Raw genomic sequence first — 17,392 nt, 5'->3', positions numbered from 1 at the left:
CTGGTCAGCGGCTCACAGCTCGTGGCCGAGCTCGGTGCCGAGCCGCGTCACCAGGTCGTACGCGGCGTCCGGGATCACCGTGCCGGGCGGGAACACGGCCGTGGCGCCCGCCTCGTGCAGCGCGTCGACGTCCTGCGGCGGAATCACCCCGCCCACCACGATCATGATGTCCTCGCGCCCCTCGGCCGCCAGCTCCTCGCGGAGCGCCGGGACGAGCGTGAGGTGCCCGGCGGCCAGCGAGGAGACGCCCACGACGTGCACGTCCGCCTCCACCGCCTGCCGCGCCACCTCGGCCGGCGTCTGGAACAGCGGGCCGACGTCCACGTCGAAGCCCAGGTCCGCGAAGGCCGTCGAGATCACCTTCTGGCCGCGGTCGTGACCGTCCTGCCCCATCTTGGCGACCAGGATGCGCGGACGGCGCCCCTCGGCCTCCTCGAACCTCTCCACCAGCGCCCGGGTCCGGTCCACGGAGGGGGACTCACCTGCCTCGTTGCGATACACACCGGAAATCGTACGGATCTGGCCGGCGTGCCGTCCGTACACCTTCTCCAGGGCGTCCGAGATCTCGCCCACGGTCGCCATCGCGCGGGCCGCGTCGACGGCCAGCGCCAGCAGATTGCCGTCGAGACCGGGGCCGGGGTCACGTCCGGCGGCGGCCGTCAGCGCCCGCAGCGCCGCCTGGCACGCGGCCTCGTCGCGCTCCTCGCGCAGCCGGCGCAGCTTCTCGATCTGCTGGGCGCGCACCGAGGAGTTGTCGACCTTGAGCACCTCGATCTGCTCGTCGCTCTCCACCCGGTACTTGTTGACCCCGATCACCGGCTGGCGGCCGGAGTCGATCCGCGCCTGGGTGCGTGCCGCGGCCTCCTCCACCCGGAGCTTCGGGATGCCCGCGTCGATGGCCTGCGCCATGCCGCCCGCCGCCTCGACCTCCTGGATGTGCTTCCACGCCCGGCGCGCCAGGTCGTACGTCAGCTTCTCCACGTACGCGCTGCCGCCCCACGGGTCGATCACCCGGCCGGTGCCCGACTCCTGCTGGAGCAGCAGCTGGGTGTTGCGGGCGATCCGCGCCGAGAAGTCCGTCGGCAGGGCCAGCGCCTCGTCGAGCGCGTTGGTGTGCAGCGACTGGGTGTGCCCCTGGGTGGCGGCCATCGCCTCCACGCAGGTCCTGGTCACGTTGTTGAACACGTCCTGTGCGGTCAGCGACCACCCGGACGTCTGCGAATGGGTGCGCAGCGAAAGGGACTTGGCGTTCTTCGGCTCGAACTGCCCGACCAGCTTGGCCCAGAGCAGCCGGGCCGCCCGCAGCTTCGCGATCTCCATGAAGAAGTTCATGCCGATCGCCCAGAAGAACGACAGCCGCGGCGCGAACGCGTCCACGTCCAGCCCCGCCTCCCGCCCGGCCCGCAGGTACTCCACCCCGTCCGCCAGGGTGTACGCCAGCTCCAGGTCGGCCGTCGCACCCGCTTCCTGGATGTGGTAGCCGGAGATGGAGATCGAGTTGTAGCGCGGCATCTTCTGCGAGGTGTACGCGAAGATGTCGGAGATGATCCGCATCGAGGGCTTGGGCGGATAGATGTAGGTGTTGCGGACCATGAACTCCTTCAGAATGTCGTTCTGAATGGTCCCGGCCAGCTTCTCCGGCCCGACGCCCTGCTCCTCGGCGGCCACGATGTACAGCGCGAGCACGGGCAGCACCGCGCCGTTCATCGTCATCGACACCGACATCCGGTCCAGCGGGATGCCGTCGAAGAGCTGACGCATGTCGTAGATGGAGTCGATCGCCACGCCCGCCATGCCGACGTCACCGGTCACCCGCGGGTGGTCGCTGTCGTAGCCGCGGTGGGTCGGCAGGTCGAAGGCGACGGACAGGCCCTTCTGACCGGCCGCGAGATTGCGGCGGTAGAAGGCGTTGGACTCCTCGGCGGTGGAGAAACCGGCGTACTGCCGGATCGTCCAGGGCTGGTTGACGTACATCGTCGGGTACGGGCCCCGCAGGTACGGGGCGATGCCCGGGTACGTTTCGAGGAAGTCGAGCCCTTCCAGGTCGCGCCCGGTGTACAGCGGCTTGACCGCGATGCCTTCCGGGGTCTGCCACAGCAGGTCGTCGTCGGACCCGCCGGAGGACTCCTTCACCGAGGCACGCCACTGGTCCTCGGACACTTCGGCGGCATCGCCCGGACCGAGGTCGATCCCGGAGAAGTCGGGGATACGCATTACGCCACATCCATACGGTCGAGGAGGGAGGAGAGCACGGCCACCACGTCGGAGCCGGCGAAGACGTACTCGTCGACACCGGCGTGCTCGCCGGGCCGGCCCGCGAGGAACACCCGCTGCGCGCCCGCCGACCGCAGCGCCCCGGCGACCGCCGCGGCCTGCTCGGCGTAGAGCGCGTCGCTGGAACACAGGCACGCCACGGTGGCCCCGGAGGCGGAGAACGCCCCGGCGACCGTCGCCGCGTCGACGGACACCGGGTCGTGGACCGGCTCGATGCCGCCCGCCCGGAACAGGTTCGCGGCGAACGACGCCCGCGCGGTGTGGGCCGCGGCGGGCCCGAGCGCGGCGAGGAACACCTTCGGCCGCTGTCCGGTCGCCGCGAGGTGCGCGTCCGACCGGGCGCGCAGCGCCTCGAACGCCTCGTCGCGGCGGACCCGCGGCAGACCGCCCGGGGCCACCGGACCGGCGGGGGCGGCCTCGCGCTCCACCGGACGCTCCGCCAGCAGCGGGAACTCGCTCACCCCGGTGATCGGCTCCTTGCGGCGCGCCAGGTCCTTGCTGCGCGCCGCCCAGGTCTCCGCGAGGCGCTCGCGGATCATCCCGGAGCGCAGGGCGGCGGCCTGACCGCCGGAGCGCTCGATCTCCTGGAAGAACGACCACGCGGCATCGGCGAGTTCGGCGGTGAGCCGCTCCACGTACCAGGAACCGCCGGCCGGGTCGATCACCTGGGCCAGGTGCGACTCCTCCAGCAGGATCGTCGACGTGTTGCGGGCGATGCGCCGGGCGAACGCGTCCGGCAGTCCCAGGGCGTGGTCGAACGGCAGCACGGTGACGGAGCCGGCCCCGCCGACCCCCGCGCCCAGACAGGCCAGCGTCGTCCGCAGCATGTTCACCCACGGATCGCGCCGCGTCATCATCACCGGGGACGTCACCGCGTGCTGGCGCTGCGCGCCGGCCCCGGCGGCCCCGCAGACCTCGGCCACCCGGGACCACAGCCGTCGGGCGGCCCGCAGCTTGGCGATGGTCAGGAACTGGTCGGCGGTCGCCGCGTACCGGAACTCCAGCTGCCCGCAGGCCTGCTCGACCGTGAGACCGGCCTCCGTCAGGTCCCGCAGGACGGCGACGCCGGCCGCCAGCGAGGCGCCCAGCTCCTCGGCGGCCGAACCGCCGGCCTCGTGGTACGGCAGCGCGTCCACGGTCAGTGCCCGCAGCCCGGGGAACTCCCGCGCGCACCGCAGCGCCCAGCGGACCGCGTCCGCGGAGTCGGGCCCGGTGCCGCCGCGGGCCGCCAGGGCGAACGGGTCGGCGCCGAGATTCCCGCGGAGGGCCGGGGCGTCGACCCCGCGCTCCGCGGCGATGCGCAGCAACTCCGTGGCGGCGGCGTCGAGTTCGTCCCCGGCATCGAGGACCACGGGGGCCAGGTCGAGGAGGACGCCCTCCAGCGCCCTCGCCAGACCGGACACCGGTACGCCCCCGGCACCGCCCACGGTCAGCCACAACGAGGTGACGCCGTTCTCCAGGTCGGCGAGCACCGCCTCGTTGAGCCGCGCGGGATCCGCGAGGGTGTGCCGCTGCCGTACGTCCCAGCCGCCCGCCGCATTGCCCGCGGCCGTGCTGCCGCGGGTGAAGGGGGCGAAACCCGGATATCCGGCATCGGGCGCGCCGTCGCGCGAAGTGTAGAGAGGGCGGGTGATGAGCCCGTCCTCCACCGTGGTGGACAGCGCTTCCTCGGCGGCCGTCCCCGCGACCTCCTTGCCCGACTTGCGCAGCACGCCCTCGACGAGGCGTTGCCACTGCTCATGGGCGGGGGCGGGGAATTCGGCGGCCAACGAAAGCCCGTCGGCAGGCAGGACCGTCATGCCCAGATGCTAGGTCAGGTCGCTATAGGGCAGCATGGGTTCCGCTTGTGACCTTGCACTCTGCCGACCGCACTTGATCCTTCACGCACCGTGGCGTAGTCCGGTCGCCGCCGACCCCTGTCGGTTCCTCCAGTGCTCCTGGCATTTGCTCCACAGAACGCCACAGCACATTGCAGCTGCGAGATTTATTCGAATATCTTGTCGCACATGCAGTCCTACACCATCGGGCAGGCGGCGCGTCTGCTGGGCGTGAGCCCCGACACGGCCCGTCGCTGGGCGGACGCCGGAAGGGTCGCCACCCACCGCGACGAGAGCGGCCGCAGGCTCATCGACGGCCGCGACCTGGCCGCGTTCTCCATCGAGGTCGGCCAGGGCGGCGGGGGCGAGGACGACCCCTCGTACACCTCGGCCCGCAACGCCTTCCCGGGCATCGTCACCGCCGTGAAGCTCGGCGACGTCGCGGCGCAGGTCGAGATCCAGGCGGGCCCGCACCGGCTGGTCTCCCTGCTCACCCGGGAGGCCGTCGAGGAACTCGGACTGGAGGTCGGCATGCAGGCCACCGCCCGGGTGAAGTCCACCAACGTGCACATCGACCGCGTCTGACCACGCGCCGCCGACGACGCGTCCCCTCTCCAAGGAGCCACCGTCACCATGACGACCACCCCCGGCAGGCGCCGCGTCGCCGCCGCGATCACGACCGCCGCCCTGCTGCTCCCGCTCGCCGCCTGCGGCGGCAATGACGAGAAGGAGTCCGCCGGGAAGTCCGCGCCGTCCTCCGGCGCCCGGCTGACGGTGCTCGCGGCGGCCTCCCTCACCGACGTGTTCAAGGCGGCGGGCGCCGCGTACGAGAAGGAGCACCCGGGCACGAAGGTGACCTTCTCCTTCGCGGGCTCCCAGGAGCTGGCCGCCCAGGTGAAGCAGGGCGCCCCCGCCGACGTGCTGGTCACGGCGGACACCAGGACGATGGACGGGCTGGGCGACGACACCGGAAAACCCACCGTCATCGCGAAGAACCGCCTGGTCATCGCCACCGGAGAGGGGAACCCGAAGAAGATCGGCGGCCTGAAGGACCTGACGGACCCCGGCCTGAAGGTCGTCCTGGCCGCCCCCGAGGTGCCGGTCGGCCGCTACAGCGAGCAGGTCCTCGACGCCCAGAAGCTCACCGTGAAGCCGGTCTCCCAGGAGCCCAACGTCCGCGCCGTCCTCAGCAAGGTCGAGCTCGGCGAGGCGGACGCGGGCATCGTCTACCGGACCGACGCGGCCACGGTCCCCGACAAGGTCGACGCCGTCGACATCCCCGACGCGCAGAACGCCGTCGCCTCCTACCCGGCCGCCACCCTGCGTCAGTCCGGCGACAGCAAGGCCGCGACGGCGTTCGTGAAGTGGCTGAGCACCCCCGCCGCGCAGAAGATCCTCCAGGCGGCGGGCTTCCAGCAGCCGTAGCCCGCCGCGGCCGGCCGACACGCCGATGGTGTGCCGGCCGGCCCGCCCGGGAAGCGCCGTCGGCCGCTCCCCCGCACTCCGTACCGACCCCTCCAGGGAATCCCGATGAGAGCCCTCCGCAGCCGTGTGCCCGGTGTGCGCACCCCCGTCGCCCTGGCTCTTCCCGCCCTGCTCGCCGTCGCGTTCCTGCTGGTGCCGCTGATCGGCATCCTGGCCCGCACCCCCTGGGCCGACCTCGGCGCCCATCTGACCGATCCGGACGTCACCCGGGCACTCAGACTGTCCCTGCTCGTCTCCTTCTGGGCGCTGGGGCTGTCCCTGCTGCTCGGAGTGCCGCTGGCCTGGCTGCTGGCCCGGGTCGACTTCCCCGGCAAGGCGCTCGTCCGCTCCCTGGTCCTGCTGCCGATGGTGCTGCCGCCCACCGTCGGGGGCGTGGCCCTCCTCCTCGGCTTCGGCCGACGGGGGCTGCTGGGCCCCTGGCTGGAGGACACCTTCGGCATCACCCTGCCCTTCCACACGTCGGGCGCGGTGGTCGCGGCGACCTTCGTCGCGATGCCGTTCCTCGTCATCAGCCTCGAAGGGGCACTGGCCGGCCTGCGCCCCGCGTACGAGGAGACCGCGGCCTCCCTCGGGGCCCCGCCGGTCCGGGTGTTCCTCACCGTCACCCTCCCGATGGTCGCCCCCGGCCTCGCCGCCGGGGCCGCCCTCACCTGGGCGCGCGCACTCGGCGAGTTCGGGGCGACCATCACCTTCGCGGGAAACCTGCCGGGCACCACGCAGACGCTGCCCCTCCAGGTCTATCTGCTGCTCCAGAAATCCCCGGAGGCCGCCACCTCCGTCTCGCTGCTGCTGCTCGCCATCGCCATGGCCGTACTCGTCGCACTGCGCGGGCGCTGGACCGGGACGCCGCGCGACCGCTCGCGCGCCCCCGGCCCCGTCCCGGACGATCCGGCCGCGGCGGAGCCCCCGAACGGCCGGGAGGTGCCGCTCCCCGCCCGGCAGGAGCCCTGGTCGCTGCACGCCGAGGTGACCGGCTTCAACCGGCTGACCCTCGACGCCGCCCCGGGCACCACGATCGCCGTGGTCGGCCCCAACGGCGCGGGCAAGACGACCCTGCTGCGCGCCCTGCTCGGCCTGACCCCGCGCTCCGGCGCCCGGCTGCGCCTCGGCGGCGCCGACGTCACCGAACTGCCCCCGCACCGCCGCCAGGTCGCCTGGGTGCCGCAGGACGGCGCGCTCTTCCCGCACCTGAGCGCGCTGACGAACACGGCGTACGGGCTCCGCGCCCATGGCGTCCCCCGGGCCGAGGCCCGGCGCGAGGCGCAGCGGTGGCTAGACCGGCTGGGCGTCGGCCATCTCGCCCACCGCAGACCCGCCCAGCTCTCCGGCGGCCAGGCCCAGCGCGTGGCCCTGGCCAGGGCACTCGCCGCCCGCCCCCGGCTGCTGCTGCTCGACGAACCCCTCGCGGCCCTCGACCAGACCACCCGCGCCCACGTCCGGCACACCCTGCGCACCCACCTCGCCGGGTTCGGCGGCGTCTGCCTGATCGTCACCCACGACCCCGTCGAAGCGGCGTCGCTGGCCGACCGGGTGCTCGTGCTCGACGGGGGCCGCACCCTCCAGTACGCGACCCCGGCCGAAGTGACCCGGCACCCGCGCTCGCCGTGGGTGGCCCGGATGCTCGGCCGCAACGCCTGGCCGGGCACCGCCGCCGGCGACGGCACCCTCGCCCTCGCGGACGGCGGCCGGCTGGTCGTCGCGGACGCGCCCGCCGAGGGGACGGCCGTCCTCGCGGTCATCGTGCCGGAAGCGGTCGCGGTGCACCGCGACCGGCCGACCGGGAGCCCGCGCAACGTCTGGCCCGGCACCGTCCGCGAGCTCACCGCCGTGGGCAGCCGGATCAGGGTGGCCGTCGTCCTCGACCGGGCACCGGACCTGGTCGCCGAGATCACCCCCGAGGCGGCGGCCGAGCTGGGCCTCGGCGAGGGAACGGCCGTGTGGGCGAGCGTCAAGGCGACCGAGGTCACCGTCGTCACCCGGTGAACGGACCACCGCCGATCCGGGCCGGACGTGTGCGTGAGGAAAAATGTGGGGCCGGGAATTCGATTACCGCCGTCCGGCCCTTGAGGCAGAAGAGTGGAGAGCTGTCGGGGAAGGGCGGAAAAGAGCCGCTTTCCCCTGCGGAACGCTCCTGACCTGGGGTCGGAAGGGCGAGGCTTCACATTTCCTTTATCTCCATAGGGGTTCCCGATCGCCGCCGACCGGCGTTTTACTTTGTCGATCTCCCGGGTGCGTGCGACGTTTGACCGGCCAGGCCGAATCAATGCGCACAAGCGTCGGGAACAGGGGAATTTCATCGTGCAGACCGCCAGGGCCGTCCCCGCATCCACCGTCCTCAACCTGCGCGACCTGGGCGGTATCGCCCTGGGCCGGGGGCAGCGGGTCCGGCCGGGGGCCGTGCTGCGCTCCGGGCAGCTCAGCGGGCTCGACGCGGCGCAGGACGCGGAGGTGGCCGCGCTCGGCATCCGTACCGTCGTCGACCTGCGGACCGCCGACGAGCGCTCCGCGGCACCGGACCGGCTGCCTCCCGGGGTGCGGCTGTTCGTCGCCGACGTGCTCGGGGGCAACCCGGGCGTGGCGCCCGCCCGGCTGCGCGCGCTGCTGGCCGACCCCGCCGAGGCGCAGCGGCTGCTGGGGGGCGGGAAGGCGGAGGAGATGTTCGCCGGGACCTACCGGCAGATGGTCCTCTCGCCGGGTGCCGCGGCCGCCCACCGGGCCTTCGTCGAGACGGTCGCCGACGACCGGGCCCGCCCGGTGCTCTTCCACTGCACGGCGGGCAAGGACCGGACCGGCTGGGCCGCCGCGCTCCTCCTGATGATGCTCGGTGCGTCGCGCGAGGTCGTCCGGGCCGAGTTCCTCGCGGTGAACCCGGTGGTGCGGGCCGCCTTCGCCCCCTACGTGCAGGACTTCCTCGACGCGGGCGGCGACCCGGAGATCGCGTCCGCGATCAGCGAGGTCCGGCCCCGGTACCTCGACACGGCGCTGGACGCCATGGACGAGCGGTGGGGCGGGCTGGAGGGCTACGTGCGCGACGGCCTGCGGATCCCGCAGGCCGCGCTGGAGCGGCTGCTCGGCGGGCTCGTGGTGCCCGCCTGAGCCGGACGCCCCCGCGCCCTCCCGGAGCACACCGCCGGCCCCGCCCTCGCGGGGAGCGGGAAACGATGCCGCCCTCCCGGGTTGACTTGATACCCCCAGGGGGTATCTTGTGGTGTGTCGGGGGGCGCGGCCTCCCGGTCCACCCGAGGAGGAACCGTCATGAACAACGCCCTGAGGATCACCGCCTTCGCCGCCGCGCTCGCCGCGACCTTCGGAACCGCGTACGGCGTGGGCCGGAGCGTCGACCCGCTGGTGGCGGCCGAGGACCGCCCCGCGCAGCACGGCGGCCACGGCGGGGGAGAGGAGGCGGGCGAGGGGAAGGAGAAGCAGCAGGCGGCGGACCACGCGGCCGGTGGCCTGGAGATCTCCGACGGCGGGTACACGCTGGCGCTCGAGAAGCCGGTGATCCGCGCCGGGGCCCGCAGCGAGATCCGGTTCACCGTCAAGGACGACAGCGGACGCAAGGTCACCGCCTACCGGCGCGAGCACGGCAAGGAACTGCACTTCATCCTCGCGTCGAGCGACCTCACCCAGTACCGGCACCTGCACCCCGTCCGCGCGGCCGACGGCACCTGGTCCACCTCCGTCGAACTGCCCGAGGCCGGTGGCTACCGGGCGTTCGCCGACTTCACCCCCGCGGCCGCGGGGGCCGAGAACCTCACCCTGGGCGCGGACCTGGCCGTCTCCGGCTCGTACCGCCCCGCCGCCATGCCCGCCCCGCGCGCCACCGCCGAGACGGACGGGTACGACGTCGCGCTCGACGGCGACCTCCGGGCCGGCCGGTCGGGCGAACTGAAGCTGACCATCAGCCGCAACGGCCGCCCCGTCACCGACCTCCAGCGCTACCTCGGCGCGTACGGGCACCTGGTCGCCCTGCGCTCGGGCGACCTGGCCTACCTCCACGTCCACCCGAACGAGGGGGGCCCGGGTCCCGACGTGTCCTTCACCGCCACGGCGCCCAGCGCGGGCACGTACCGCCTCTTCCTCGACTTCCAGCACGAGGGCAAGGTGCGCACGGCCGCCTTCACCGTCCGGGTGCCCGCGTCCGCCGAGAAGGGCGGCGACCACCAGGAGGGCAAGGGCGGGAACGAGGGAGAGGACAAGGGCAAGGGCGAGGACAAGGGCGCCGCCGGGCACGCGCACTGACCCGGCCGCCCCGGCCGTGTACCGGCCCCGGGTATCGTGAAGGCACGGATTGCGAAACTCCGGAAGGGGCGTACGTTGACCGAGCGCAAACCCGCGAACATCAGCTTCGAATCATGGGTCGACAAGCAGATCCGGGAGTCCGAACAGCGCGGAGACATCTCGCAGTTGCCGGGTTTCGGCAAGCCGCTCGACAGCGTCGAGGCCCCCTACGACGAGAACTGGTGGATCAAGGGGAAGATGCACCGCGAAGGGGTGTCGGTGCTCCCGCCGGCGCTGGCCCTGCGCAAGGAGGCCGAGGACGTGTCCGCGGCCGTTCCCGGGACGCGCACGGAGGCCGAGGTGCGGCGCATGCTCACCGAGGTCAACGAGAAGATCCGGGCGGCCATCAGGCGCCCGCCGCCGGGACCGCTGCTGAACCTCCGGCCGTTCGACGTCGAAGCCGTGGTCGAGGAGTGGCGCGCCGCGCGCGACTCCGGGTGAGGGCCTGCCGGGCGACGGCCGCCCGGCCCCCGGGCCCGGATGGGTGATACTCGGCCCATGGCAACGAGCACCACGCGTCCGGGCCGGACGCCGCGCCGGGCGGCCGTGCACGTCAGGCGGGCGACCGCCCGGGACGCGAAACGGCTCACCCGACTGGTCAGGACCTCCAGCGCCTACGAGGGGCACTACGCCGCGATGGTCACCGGCTACCGGGTGGGCCCCGACTACATCGAGACCCACCGGGTCTTCGCGGCCGTCGAGACCGGCACCGACCGGCTGCTCGGCTTCTACTCGCTCGTCCTCTCGCCGCCGGAGCTCGACCTCATGTTCGTCGCCGACGACGTGCAGGGGCTCGGCATCGGGCGACTCCTCGTCGGGCACCTGCGCGGCGAGGCGGGACGCGCCGGGCTGAGCGGCGTCCGCGTCGTCTCGCACCCGCCGGCCGAGGGCTTCTACCGGAGCATGGGCGCCCTGCGCACCGGCACGGCGCCGGCCCGCCCGCCCGCGGTGATGTGGGACCGGCCCGAACTGCTGCTGCCGGTCGGGGTGCCGGGGGAGGGGACCGGCCCGGGGTCGTACGAGGGGTGACTCCGGTGCGTGCCGCGGGCCGATGCCCGTGCCCGCACCCGCCGCCGGGGCTACGGTGAAGGAGGCGGGGGCACAAGGCCGGGCATTCGGACGGAGGCTCCCGGTGACCCCGACAGCAGACCCCTCGGACGATCCGGGCCGCCACGAGACCCCCGAGGAACGCGCGGACCGGCGGTGGACGGATCTGCTCCAGGAGCTGCGGGTGGCCCAGACCGGTGTGCAGATCCTGTTCGGCTTCCTGCTCGCCGTGGTCTTCCAGCCGCGCTTCGCCCAGCTCCCGGACACCGACCGCAACATCTACGTGGTCACCGTGATGCTGGGTTCGGCCACCGCCGCCGCCCTGATCGGACCCGTCTCGTACCACCGGCTGCTCACCGGGCGGCGGCTCAAGCCGCAGACGGTCGCCTGGGCGTCCCGGATGACCGTGCTCGGGCTCGTCCTGCTGTTCTGCACCATGTGCTCCACCCTGCTGCTCATCCTGCGGGTGGCCCTGCACAACCCCCTCGCCCTGTGGCTGGTGGGCGGCATGGCGGTGTGGTTCCTGGCCTGCTGGTTCGTGTTCCCGGCCTGGGCCCTGGCCCGTTCCTCGCCGCCCGACGGGGAGGAACGGGCCGGGCCGGAATGATCCCGGCGGGGTGCGGGCCCCGTGCGCGGTCCGGTCAGCGGGGGTCCGCCACGGCGAGTTCCGGGACGTCCGTGACCGTGAAGAGGGCCCCGTCCGGGTCCAGCAGGGTCGCCTCGCCGCCCCGGCCCAGCGGCCGCCGCTCGATCAGGCCGCCGCCGTTCTCCCGTGCCGCGGCGACCGTGGCCGCCACGTCGGTGACCGGGAAGTACACCTGCCAGTGCGGGCGGACCATCGGATCGGGTGCCGCCTCCACCGCGCCCGAGCCGATCCGGGCGAGCCGTCGGCCGCGGCAGTCGACGACGACCTCGTCCTTCTCGTACGACACCTCGCAGCACCCCGGGCACCCGCTCGCCCAGCCGAGCACCTCGCCGTAGAAGATCGCGGCGTCGAAGGCGTTCCTGGTGTGCAGCCGGAGCCAGGCGTGCGAGTGGTCGTCCGGCGCGGGTGGCGAGGTTGCGGGCTCGGTCCGCTCCCAGATGCCGAACACCGCGCCGTCGCGGTCCGCCGCCAGGGCCCCGCGCCCCTTGCCGAGCGCCAGCGGTCCCACCGCGACCGTGCCGCTGCGTTCCCGGATCCGCGAGGCGGCCGCGTTCGCGTCGGGGACGGCGAAGTAGGGCGTCCAGGCCACGGTCACCCGGTAGGCGGTCGCCAGCGCGCCGATCCCGGCGACCGGCACGTCGCCGCGGCGCGCGACCGAGAACTCCTGCCCCAGCCTGCCGGGCCGGAAGGACCACCCCAGCACGGCGCTGTAGAACTCCTGCGCCGCCCCGAGGTCGCGGGTCATGAGGTTGACCCAGCAGGGCGCCGCCGATCCGGTCAGCGGCGCCGGCAGCGACGTGCGTCCCGGGGAGCCGTCGTCAGGGGGTCCGGGGGTCATTCGCGGCGTTCGTCGCCGTTGCGGCGCAGGGGCTCGTTCCCGTGGTCCCCGAGCTCGTAGGGGGAAAGGCCACTGCCGTTGGGCGGGAAGCTGTCGTCGCCGTGCACGTCGTGAGCCTCGACGTGGCTCCGGTGGTCCGGCCGCGGTGGCTGTTCATCGGGTCTGGGGGGCGGCAGCTCCTGGTCCCGGCGCCGTTTGCCCAGCCAGAAGCCGCCGATCAGCATGGCCACCAGGGCCACTCCGACCACGCCCATCACCGCTCCGGTCGCGCCCCGGCCGTCGGCGAGGACGAGGGCCAGCGAATTCAGGTCCATGTGCGATACGTCCATGTGCGATCCGTCCATATGTGCCGGATACCCCGAGGCGAGTCCCGCACGCGACAAACACCATGAATTCATATTTTAAGTGGATATGGTGCGAAAAGCGTTTCGTTCGGGAGGCGGGGCGGGCCTGCGCGGCCGGCGCGGGGCGCGGACGGCGGGCCCGCACGGCCGGCGGGCACCGGAGGGCGGAACGGCACGCGGCGGCGTTCTCGTGTCGCTGTCGCACCGCTGCGGAGCGAGGCTGGAGACAGCCCCCGAATCGTCGAAGGGGCCGGAGCGGAATGACGGGCGCCGGATCCGCCCGGCCGATGGGCCGGTCCCGGCGCGGGAACGTGCGGCGCCGCACCGACCGGAAGGAACCGCGGTGAACACGATCAAGGAGAAGCAGACGGCGGCGAGCGGATACGGCCAGGAGGTGTCGGTCGTCATCAGCGGGTGCGGGAAAGGCGACGCACGGATGGTCTTCGACGTGCTGCGGGCGGCGTTCACCACCGACCGGGCCTCGGCCGACGTCCCGCAGGACCTCGCGGGCAGACGCCCCACGGCGTGGGCGGTGACCGTCGACGTCACCGAGGCCAGGGTGGTCTCGGGGGTGGTCGCGCTCGACGCCCCCGTGAGCGTCGACGTACAGGGCGGCTACTGGGCGGTCGAACGGCTCAGGCGGAGCCTGGCGCACGCCTTCGACGTCCAGGTCGTCGGCACGGTCTCCGGCGACCAGGAGGAAGAGGTGCGCCTGCGCCTGCGGAGCCGGTCGGGCGACCGTCCGGAGGGCCACGGCCCGGAAGCGGGGCAATGAGCCGGGAAGGAGCCACCTTTCTGGTAGAAAGCGGACCAGTCATGAGGAAACACCCGGAAGTCACCCCTGAAAGGTGCGAGTGAGTGGACCCCTCCCACGGACGGGACGACGGCGCCCGGCAGCAGACGGCGACCGCCGACCGTTCCACCCTGACGCTGCGGGTCAACGGAACCGAACGGACCCTCGTGCTCGACCACCGCACCACGGTCCTGGACGCCCTGCGCGAACACCTCGGACTGACCGGCGCCAAGAAGGGCTGCGACCACGGCCAGTGCGGGGCGTGCACCGTCCTCGTCGACGGCCGCCGCGCCAACAGCTGCCTGCTGCTGGCCGTCGCCCACGACGGTGCCGCCGTCACCACCGTCGAGGGCCTCGCCGACGGCGACCGGCTCCACCCGCTCCAGGCGGCGTTCCTGGAGCGCGACGCCCTCCAGTGCGGCTACTGCACCCCCGGCCAGCTCTGCTCGGCCGTCGGCATGCTCGGCGAGGCGGCGGAGGGCTTCCCGTCCCACGCCACCGCGCGCACCGCCCCCGTCGCCGTCCCGGCCGCCCTCGACGCCGCGGAGATCCGCGAGCGGATGAGCGGCAACCTGTGCCGCTGCGGCGCCTACCCCCGCATCGTCGAGGCGATCGGGGACGTGGCGCCGTGAAGCCCTTCGGCTACCTCCGTGCCCGGTCCGCCGAGGAGGCCGTCCGCGAGCACGCCGCCCACCCGGGCGCCGGTTTCCTCGGCGGCGGCACCAACCTCGTCGACCTGATGAAGCTCGGCGTCGAGACCCCCACCCTGCTCATCGACGTCAGCCGGCTGCCGCTGGACCGGGTGACCGACACCGACGACGGCGGACTGCGCATCGGAGCCACCGTGCGCAACAGCGACCTGGCCGCCCACCCCGCGGTGCGCACCCGCTACCCCGCCCTGTCGCAGGCGCTGCTGTCCGGCGCCTGCGGGCAGCTCCGCAACACCGCCACCACCGGCGGCAACCTGCTCCAGCGCACCCGCTGCCCCTACTTCCAGGACACCTCCAAACCCTGCAACAAGCGGGAACCCGGCACCGGCTGCCCCGCCGTCGAGGGCGCCCACCGCGAACTCGCAGTGCTCGGCCACTCCGAGCACTGCGTCGCCACCCACCCGTCCGACCTGGCCGTCGCGCTGTCCGCCCTCGACGCCACCGTCCACCTGCGCGGACCGGACGGCGAACGGACCGTGCCCGCCACCGGGTTCCACCGGCTGCCGGGCGACACCCCGCACCGCGACACCGAGGCCCTGCCGGGCGAACTCGTCACTGAGGTGGTCCTGCCCCCGCCCCCGGACGGCGCGGCCTCCCTCTACCGCAAGGCCCGCGACCGGGCCTCCTTCGCCTTCGCCCTCGCGTCGGTGGCCGCCGTGCTGAGCGTCCGCCGCGGCCGGATCGAGCACGTGGCGCTGGCCTTCGGCGGGCTCGCCCACCGGCCCTGGCGCGCACACATCGCGGAGACGGCGCTCCGGGGCGCCCCGGCCGTACCCGGGACCTTCGAACAGGCCGTGGACGCCGAACTCGCCGCGGCCCGTCCGCTGCGCGACAACGCGTACAAGGTGGGACTCGCCCGCGCCCTCGCCGTGGACGCGCTGACCGAACTCGCCGCCGACAGCTGAACCGCCCCGCACCGGCCGACCCGCAGAGGTGAGGACCCCGTCATGAGCCAGGCCCCGTCGCCACTGGGCACCCCCGTCGTCCGCCGCGAGGGCCGGGACAAGGTCACGGGCGCCGCCCGGTACTCCGCCGAGCACACCCCGCCCGGATGCCTGTACGGGCGCCCCGTCCCCGCCACGATCGTCCGCGGCCGGGTCACCGCCGTCCACGCGGACGAGGCACTGGCCCTGCCGGGCGTATGCGCCGTGCTCACCCACGACAACGCCCCACGGACCGAGGAACCCGACGACCCCGCCCTCGCCGTCCTCCGGAACGACCGGGTCCCGCACCGCGGCTGGTACGTCGCGCTCGTGGTGGCCGACACCCCCGAAGCCGCCCGGGCCGGGGCCGGGGCGCTGCGGATCACGTACGAGACCGCCGGGCACGACGTCGTCCTGACCGAGGACCATCCCGGCCTGTACGTCCCCGACACGGTCAACGGCGGCTACCCCGCCGTCCGCGAACGCGGCGACACCGAACGGGCCCTCCTCACGGCCCCCGTGCAGATCGACGCCACGTACACCATCGGCCCCCTGCACAACCACCCCATGGAGCCGCACGCCACGACGGCGTGGTGGGACGCGGACGGACACCTGACCGTCCACGACTCCAGCCAGGGCTCCACGACGGTGCGCGACACCCTCGCCGCCGCTTTCGGGCTGAAACCGCAGCAGGTCACCGCGGTCTCCGAACACGTCGGCGGCGGCTTCGGCTCCAAGGGCACCCCGCGCCCGCAGGCCGTCCTCGCCGCCATGGCCGCCCGCCACACCGGACGGCCGGTCAAGATCGCCCTGCCCCGCCGCCAGATGGCCGCCGTGGTCGGCCACCGGGCCCCCACCGTGCAGCGCGTCCGGCTCGGCGCCGGACTCGACGGCATCCTCACCGCGGTCGACCACGAGGCCCTCACCCACACCTCCACCGTCAAGGAGTTCGTGGAACAGGCCGCCGTACCGGCCCGGGTCATGTACGGGTCACCGGCCGGCCGCACCGTCCACCGGGTGGCCGCCCTGGATGTGCCGAGCCCCTCCTGGATGCGCGCGCCGGGCGAGGCCCCCGGCATGTACGCGCTCGAATCCGCCATGGACGAACTGGCCTCCGCCCTCGGCATGGACCCCGTCGAACTGCGCGTCCGCAACGACCCGGCGCACGAGCCCGACTCCGGCCTCCCGTTCAGCAGCCGCGGCCTCACCGCCTGCCTGGAGGCGGGCGCCGCACGCTTCGGCTGGTACGACCGCGACCCGCGCCCCGCGGTCCGCGAGGAGGGGCCGCTGCTCATCGGCACGGGCGTCGCCGCCGCCACCTACCCCGTGTACATCGCCCCCTGCGGCGCCTCGGCCCACGCCGCCCCCGACGGCTCGTACCACGTCCGGGTCAACGCCACCGACATCGGCACCGGCGCCCGCACCGTGCTCGCGCAGATCGCGGCCGACGCGCTGGACACCCCCCTGGACAACGTCCGGATCGACATCGGCAGCAGCGAACTGTCCGACGCCCCGGTGGCCGGCGGCTCCGCGGGGACCGCCTCCTGGGGCTGGGCCGTGCACAAGGCGGCCACCCTCCTGCTGCGGCGACTGGACGAGCACACCGGCCCCCTCCCCGCGCAGGGCCTCACGGCCACCGCCGACACCCGGCAGGAGACCGCGGAGAAGTCCCCGTACGCACGGCACGCCTTCGGGGCGCACTTCGCCGAGGTCGCCGTCGACTCCCGCACCGGAGAGGCACGGCTGCGCCGGATGCTGGGCGTCTTCGCCGCCGGACGCATCCTCAACCCCCGCACCGCGCGCTCCCAGTTCATCGGCGGCATGACCATGGGGATCGGCATGGCCCTGACCGAGGGCAGCACCGTCGACCCCGTCTTCGGGGACTTCACCGGGAACGACCTCGCCTCCTACCACGTACCGGTCAGCGCCGACGTGCCGGAGATCGAGGCGCACTGGATCGACGAGGACGACCCGCACCTCAACCCGATGGGCAGCAAGGGCATCGGCGAGATCGGCATCGTCGGCGCCGCCGCCGCGGTCGGCAACGCGGTCCGGCACGCCACCGGCGTCCGGCTGCGCGACCTCCCGCTCACCCCGGACAAACTGCTGCCCTACCTGCTGTGAACGCGCGGGCGGGACCGGCCGGCACCTCCCTCGTGTTGCGCGCCGGGCCCCGCCGGGCCACGCTGTCAGTGACCCAGAAGAGACATCTGCTCACTCTTCGTGTTCGGGGG

General features: G+C 73.8%; 16 protein-coding genes. 12 read left to right on the top strand and 4 right to left on the bottom strand.

Features of this window, described 5'->3' with window-relative positions; translation table 11 throughout:
- Positions 1 to 12: 12 nt before the first annotated feature.
- Together scpA and mutA are read right to left on the bottom strand one after the other, a co-directional pair.
- On the bottom strand, positions 13 to 2,214 hold the full coding sequence (gene scpA, locus ABZZ04_RS25980) for a methylmalonyl-CoA mutase (protein ID WP_356934618.1): 2,202 nt from the start codon (positions 2,212 to 2,214) through the stop codon (positions 13 to 15).
- Positions 2,214 to 4,073, bottom strand: coding sequence for a methylmalonyl-CoA mutase small subunit (mutA, locus tag ABZZ04_RS25975; protein ID WP_356934617.1), 1,860 nt, complete (start codon positions 4,071 to 4,073; stop codon positions 2,214 to 2,216). The genes scpA and mutA overlap by 1 nt, the downstream gene beginning before the upstream one ends.
- 207 nt (positions 4,074 to 4,280) lie before the next feature.
- On the opposite strand from mutA, the gene ABZZ04_RS25970 reads away from it, so the two are divergent.
- The 8 genes from ABZZ04_RS25970 (at position 4,281) to ABZZ04_RS25935 (ending at position 11,511) form a co-directional block, all read left to right on the top strand.
- Positions 4,281 to 4,676 carry a helix-turn-helix transcriptional regulator gene (locus ABZZ04_RS25970; RefSeq protein WP_356934616.1) on the top strand — a complete coding sequence of 132 codons (396 nt, stop codon included), beginning with the start codon at positions 4,281 to 4,283 and terminating at the stop codon, positions 4,674 to 4,676.
- A gap of 48 nt (positions 4,677 to 4,724) precedes the next feature.
- Positions 4,725 to 5,516, top strand: a complete 792-nt coding sequence (modA, locus tag ABZZ04_RS25965; RefSeq protein ID WP_356934615.1) for a molybdate ABC transporter substrate-binding protein — start codon at positions 4,725 to 4,727, stop codon at positions 5,514 to 5,516.
- 105 nt (positions 5,517 to 5,621) lie between these two features.
- The gene (locus tag ABZZ04_RS25960; RefSeq protein ID WP_356934614.1) at positions 5,622 to 7,559 is read left to right on the top strand and encodes an ABC transporter permease; all 1,938 of its coding nucleotides are present in this window, start codon (positions 5,622 to 5,624) and stop codon (positions 7,557 to 7,559) included.
- Between the two features lie 315 nt (positions 7,560 to 7,874).
- Entirely contained in the window at positions 7,875 to 8,672 is a 798-nt protein-coding gene (locus tag ABZZ04_RS25955; protein WP_356934613.1) for a tyrosine-protein phosphatase, read from the top strand.
- A gap of 159 nt (positions 8,673 to 8,831) precedes the next feature.
- Entirely contained in the window at positions 8,832 to 9,818 is a 987-nt protein-coding gene (locus tag ABZZ04_RS25950) for a hypothetical protein (protein ID WP_356934612.1), read from the top strand.
- Between the two features lie 75 nt (positions 9,819 to 9,893).
- Positions 9,894 to 10,298, top strand: coding sequence for a DUF1992 domain-containing protein (locus ABZZ04_RS25945; protein ID WP_356934611.1), 405 nt, complete (start codon positions 9,894 to 9,896; stop codon positions 10,296 to 10,298).
- Positions 10,299 to 10,355: 57 nt separating this feature from the next.
- A complete protein-coding gene (locus tag ABZZ04_RS25940) occupies positions 10,356 to 10,886 on the top strand; it encodes a GNAT family N-acetyltransferase (RefSeq protein ID WP_356934610.1) in 531 nt (176 codons plus the stop codon).
- Positions 10,887 to 10,989: 103 nt separating this feature from the next.
- On the top strand, positions 10,990 to 11,511 hold the full coding sequence (locus ABZZ04_RS25935) for a DUF6328 family protein (RefSeq protein ID WP_356934609.1): 522 nt from the start codon (positions 10,990 to 10,992) through the stop codon (positions 11,509 to 11,511).
- Positions 11,512 to 11,545: 34 nt separating this feature from the next.
- Here the strand turns inward: ABZZ04_RS25935 and ABZZ04_RS25930 are convergent, their stop codons facing one another.
- Together ABZZ04_RS25930 and ABZZ04_RS25925 are read right to left on the bottom strand one after the other, a co-directional pair.
- The gene (locus ABZZ04_RS25930; RefSeq protein WP_356934670.1) at positions 11,546 to 12,295 is read right to left on the bottom strand and encodes a VOC family protein; all 750 of its coding nucleotides are present in this window, start codon (positions 12,293 to 12,295) and stop codon (positions 11,546 to 11,548) included.
- Positions 12,296 to 12,384: 89 nt separating this feature from the next.
- Positions 12,385 to 12,717 (bottom strand): DUF6479 family protein, encoded by a 333-nt coding sequence (locus tag ABZZ04_RS25925; protein WP_356934608.1) that lies wholly within the window; start codon positions 12,715 to 12,717, stop codon positions 12,385 to 12,387.
- Positions 12,718 to 13,075: 358 nt separating this feature from the next.
- Here ABZZ04_RS25925 and ABZZ04_RS25920 point away from each other — a divergent pair, with 358 nt between their 5' ends.
- From ABZZ04_RS25920 to ABZZ04_RS25905, 4 genes are all read left to right on the top strand, one after another.
- Positions 13,076 to 13,507, top strand: a complete 432-nt coding sequence (locus tag ABZZ04_RS25920) for a hypothetical protein (protein WP_356934607.1) — start codon at positions 13,076 to 13,078, stop codon at positions 13,505 to 13,507.
- An 83-nt stretch (positions 13,508 to 13,590) separates the two neighbouring features.
- Positions 13,591 to 14,157 carry a 2Fe-2S iron-sulfur cluster-binding protein gene (locus tag ABZZ04_RS25915; protein ID WP_356934606.1) on the top strand — a complete coding sequence of 189 codons (567 nt, stop codon included), beginning with the start codon at positions 13,591 to 13,593 and terminating at the stop codon, positions 14,155 to 14,157.
- Entirely contained in the window at positions 14,154 to 15,140 is a 987-nt protein-coding gene (locus ABZZ04_RS25910) for a xanthine dehydrogenase family protein subunit M (protein ID WP_356934605.1), read from the top strand. Before ABZZ04_RS25915 ends, ABZZ04_RS25910 begins: the two co-directional genes overlap by 4 nt.
- A 42-nt stretch (positions 15,141 to 15,182) precedes the next feature.
- Complete coding sequence (locus ABZZ04_RS25905) at positions 15,183 to 17,282, top strand: xanthine dehydrogenase family protein molybdopterin-binding subunit (RefSeq protein WP_356934604.1); 2,100 nt, start codon at positions 15,183 to 15,185, stop codon at positions 17,280 to 17,282.
- Positions 17,283 to 17,392: the final 110 nt, after the last annotated feature.

Origin of the sequence: Streptomyces sp. NPDC006435 (assembly GCF_040612315.1) — a bacterium.
Classification (GTDB): domain Bacteria; phylum Actinomycetota; class Actinomycetes; order Streptomycetales; family Streptomycetaceae; genus Streptomyces.
The sequence above is the reverse complement of the archived record's forward strand: the minus strand, read 5'-3'. Positions and strand labels throughout refer to the sequence as shown.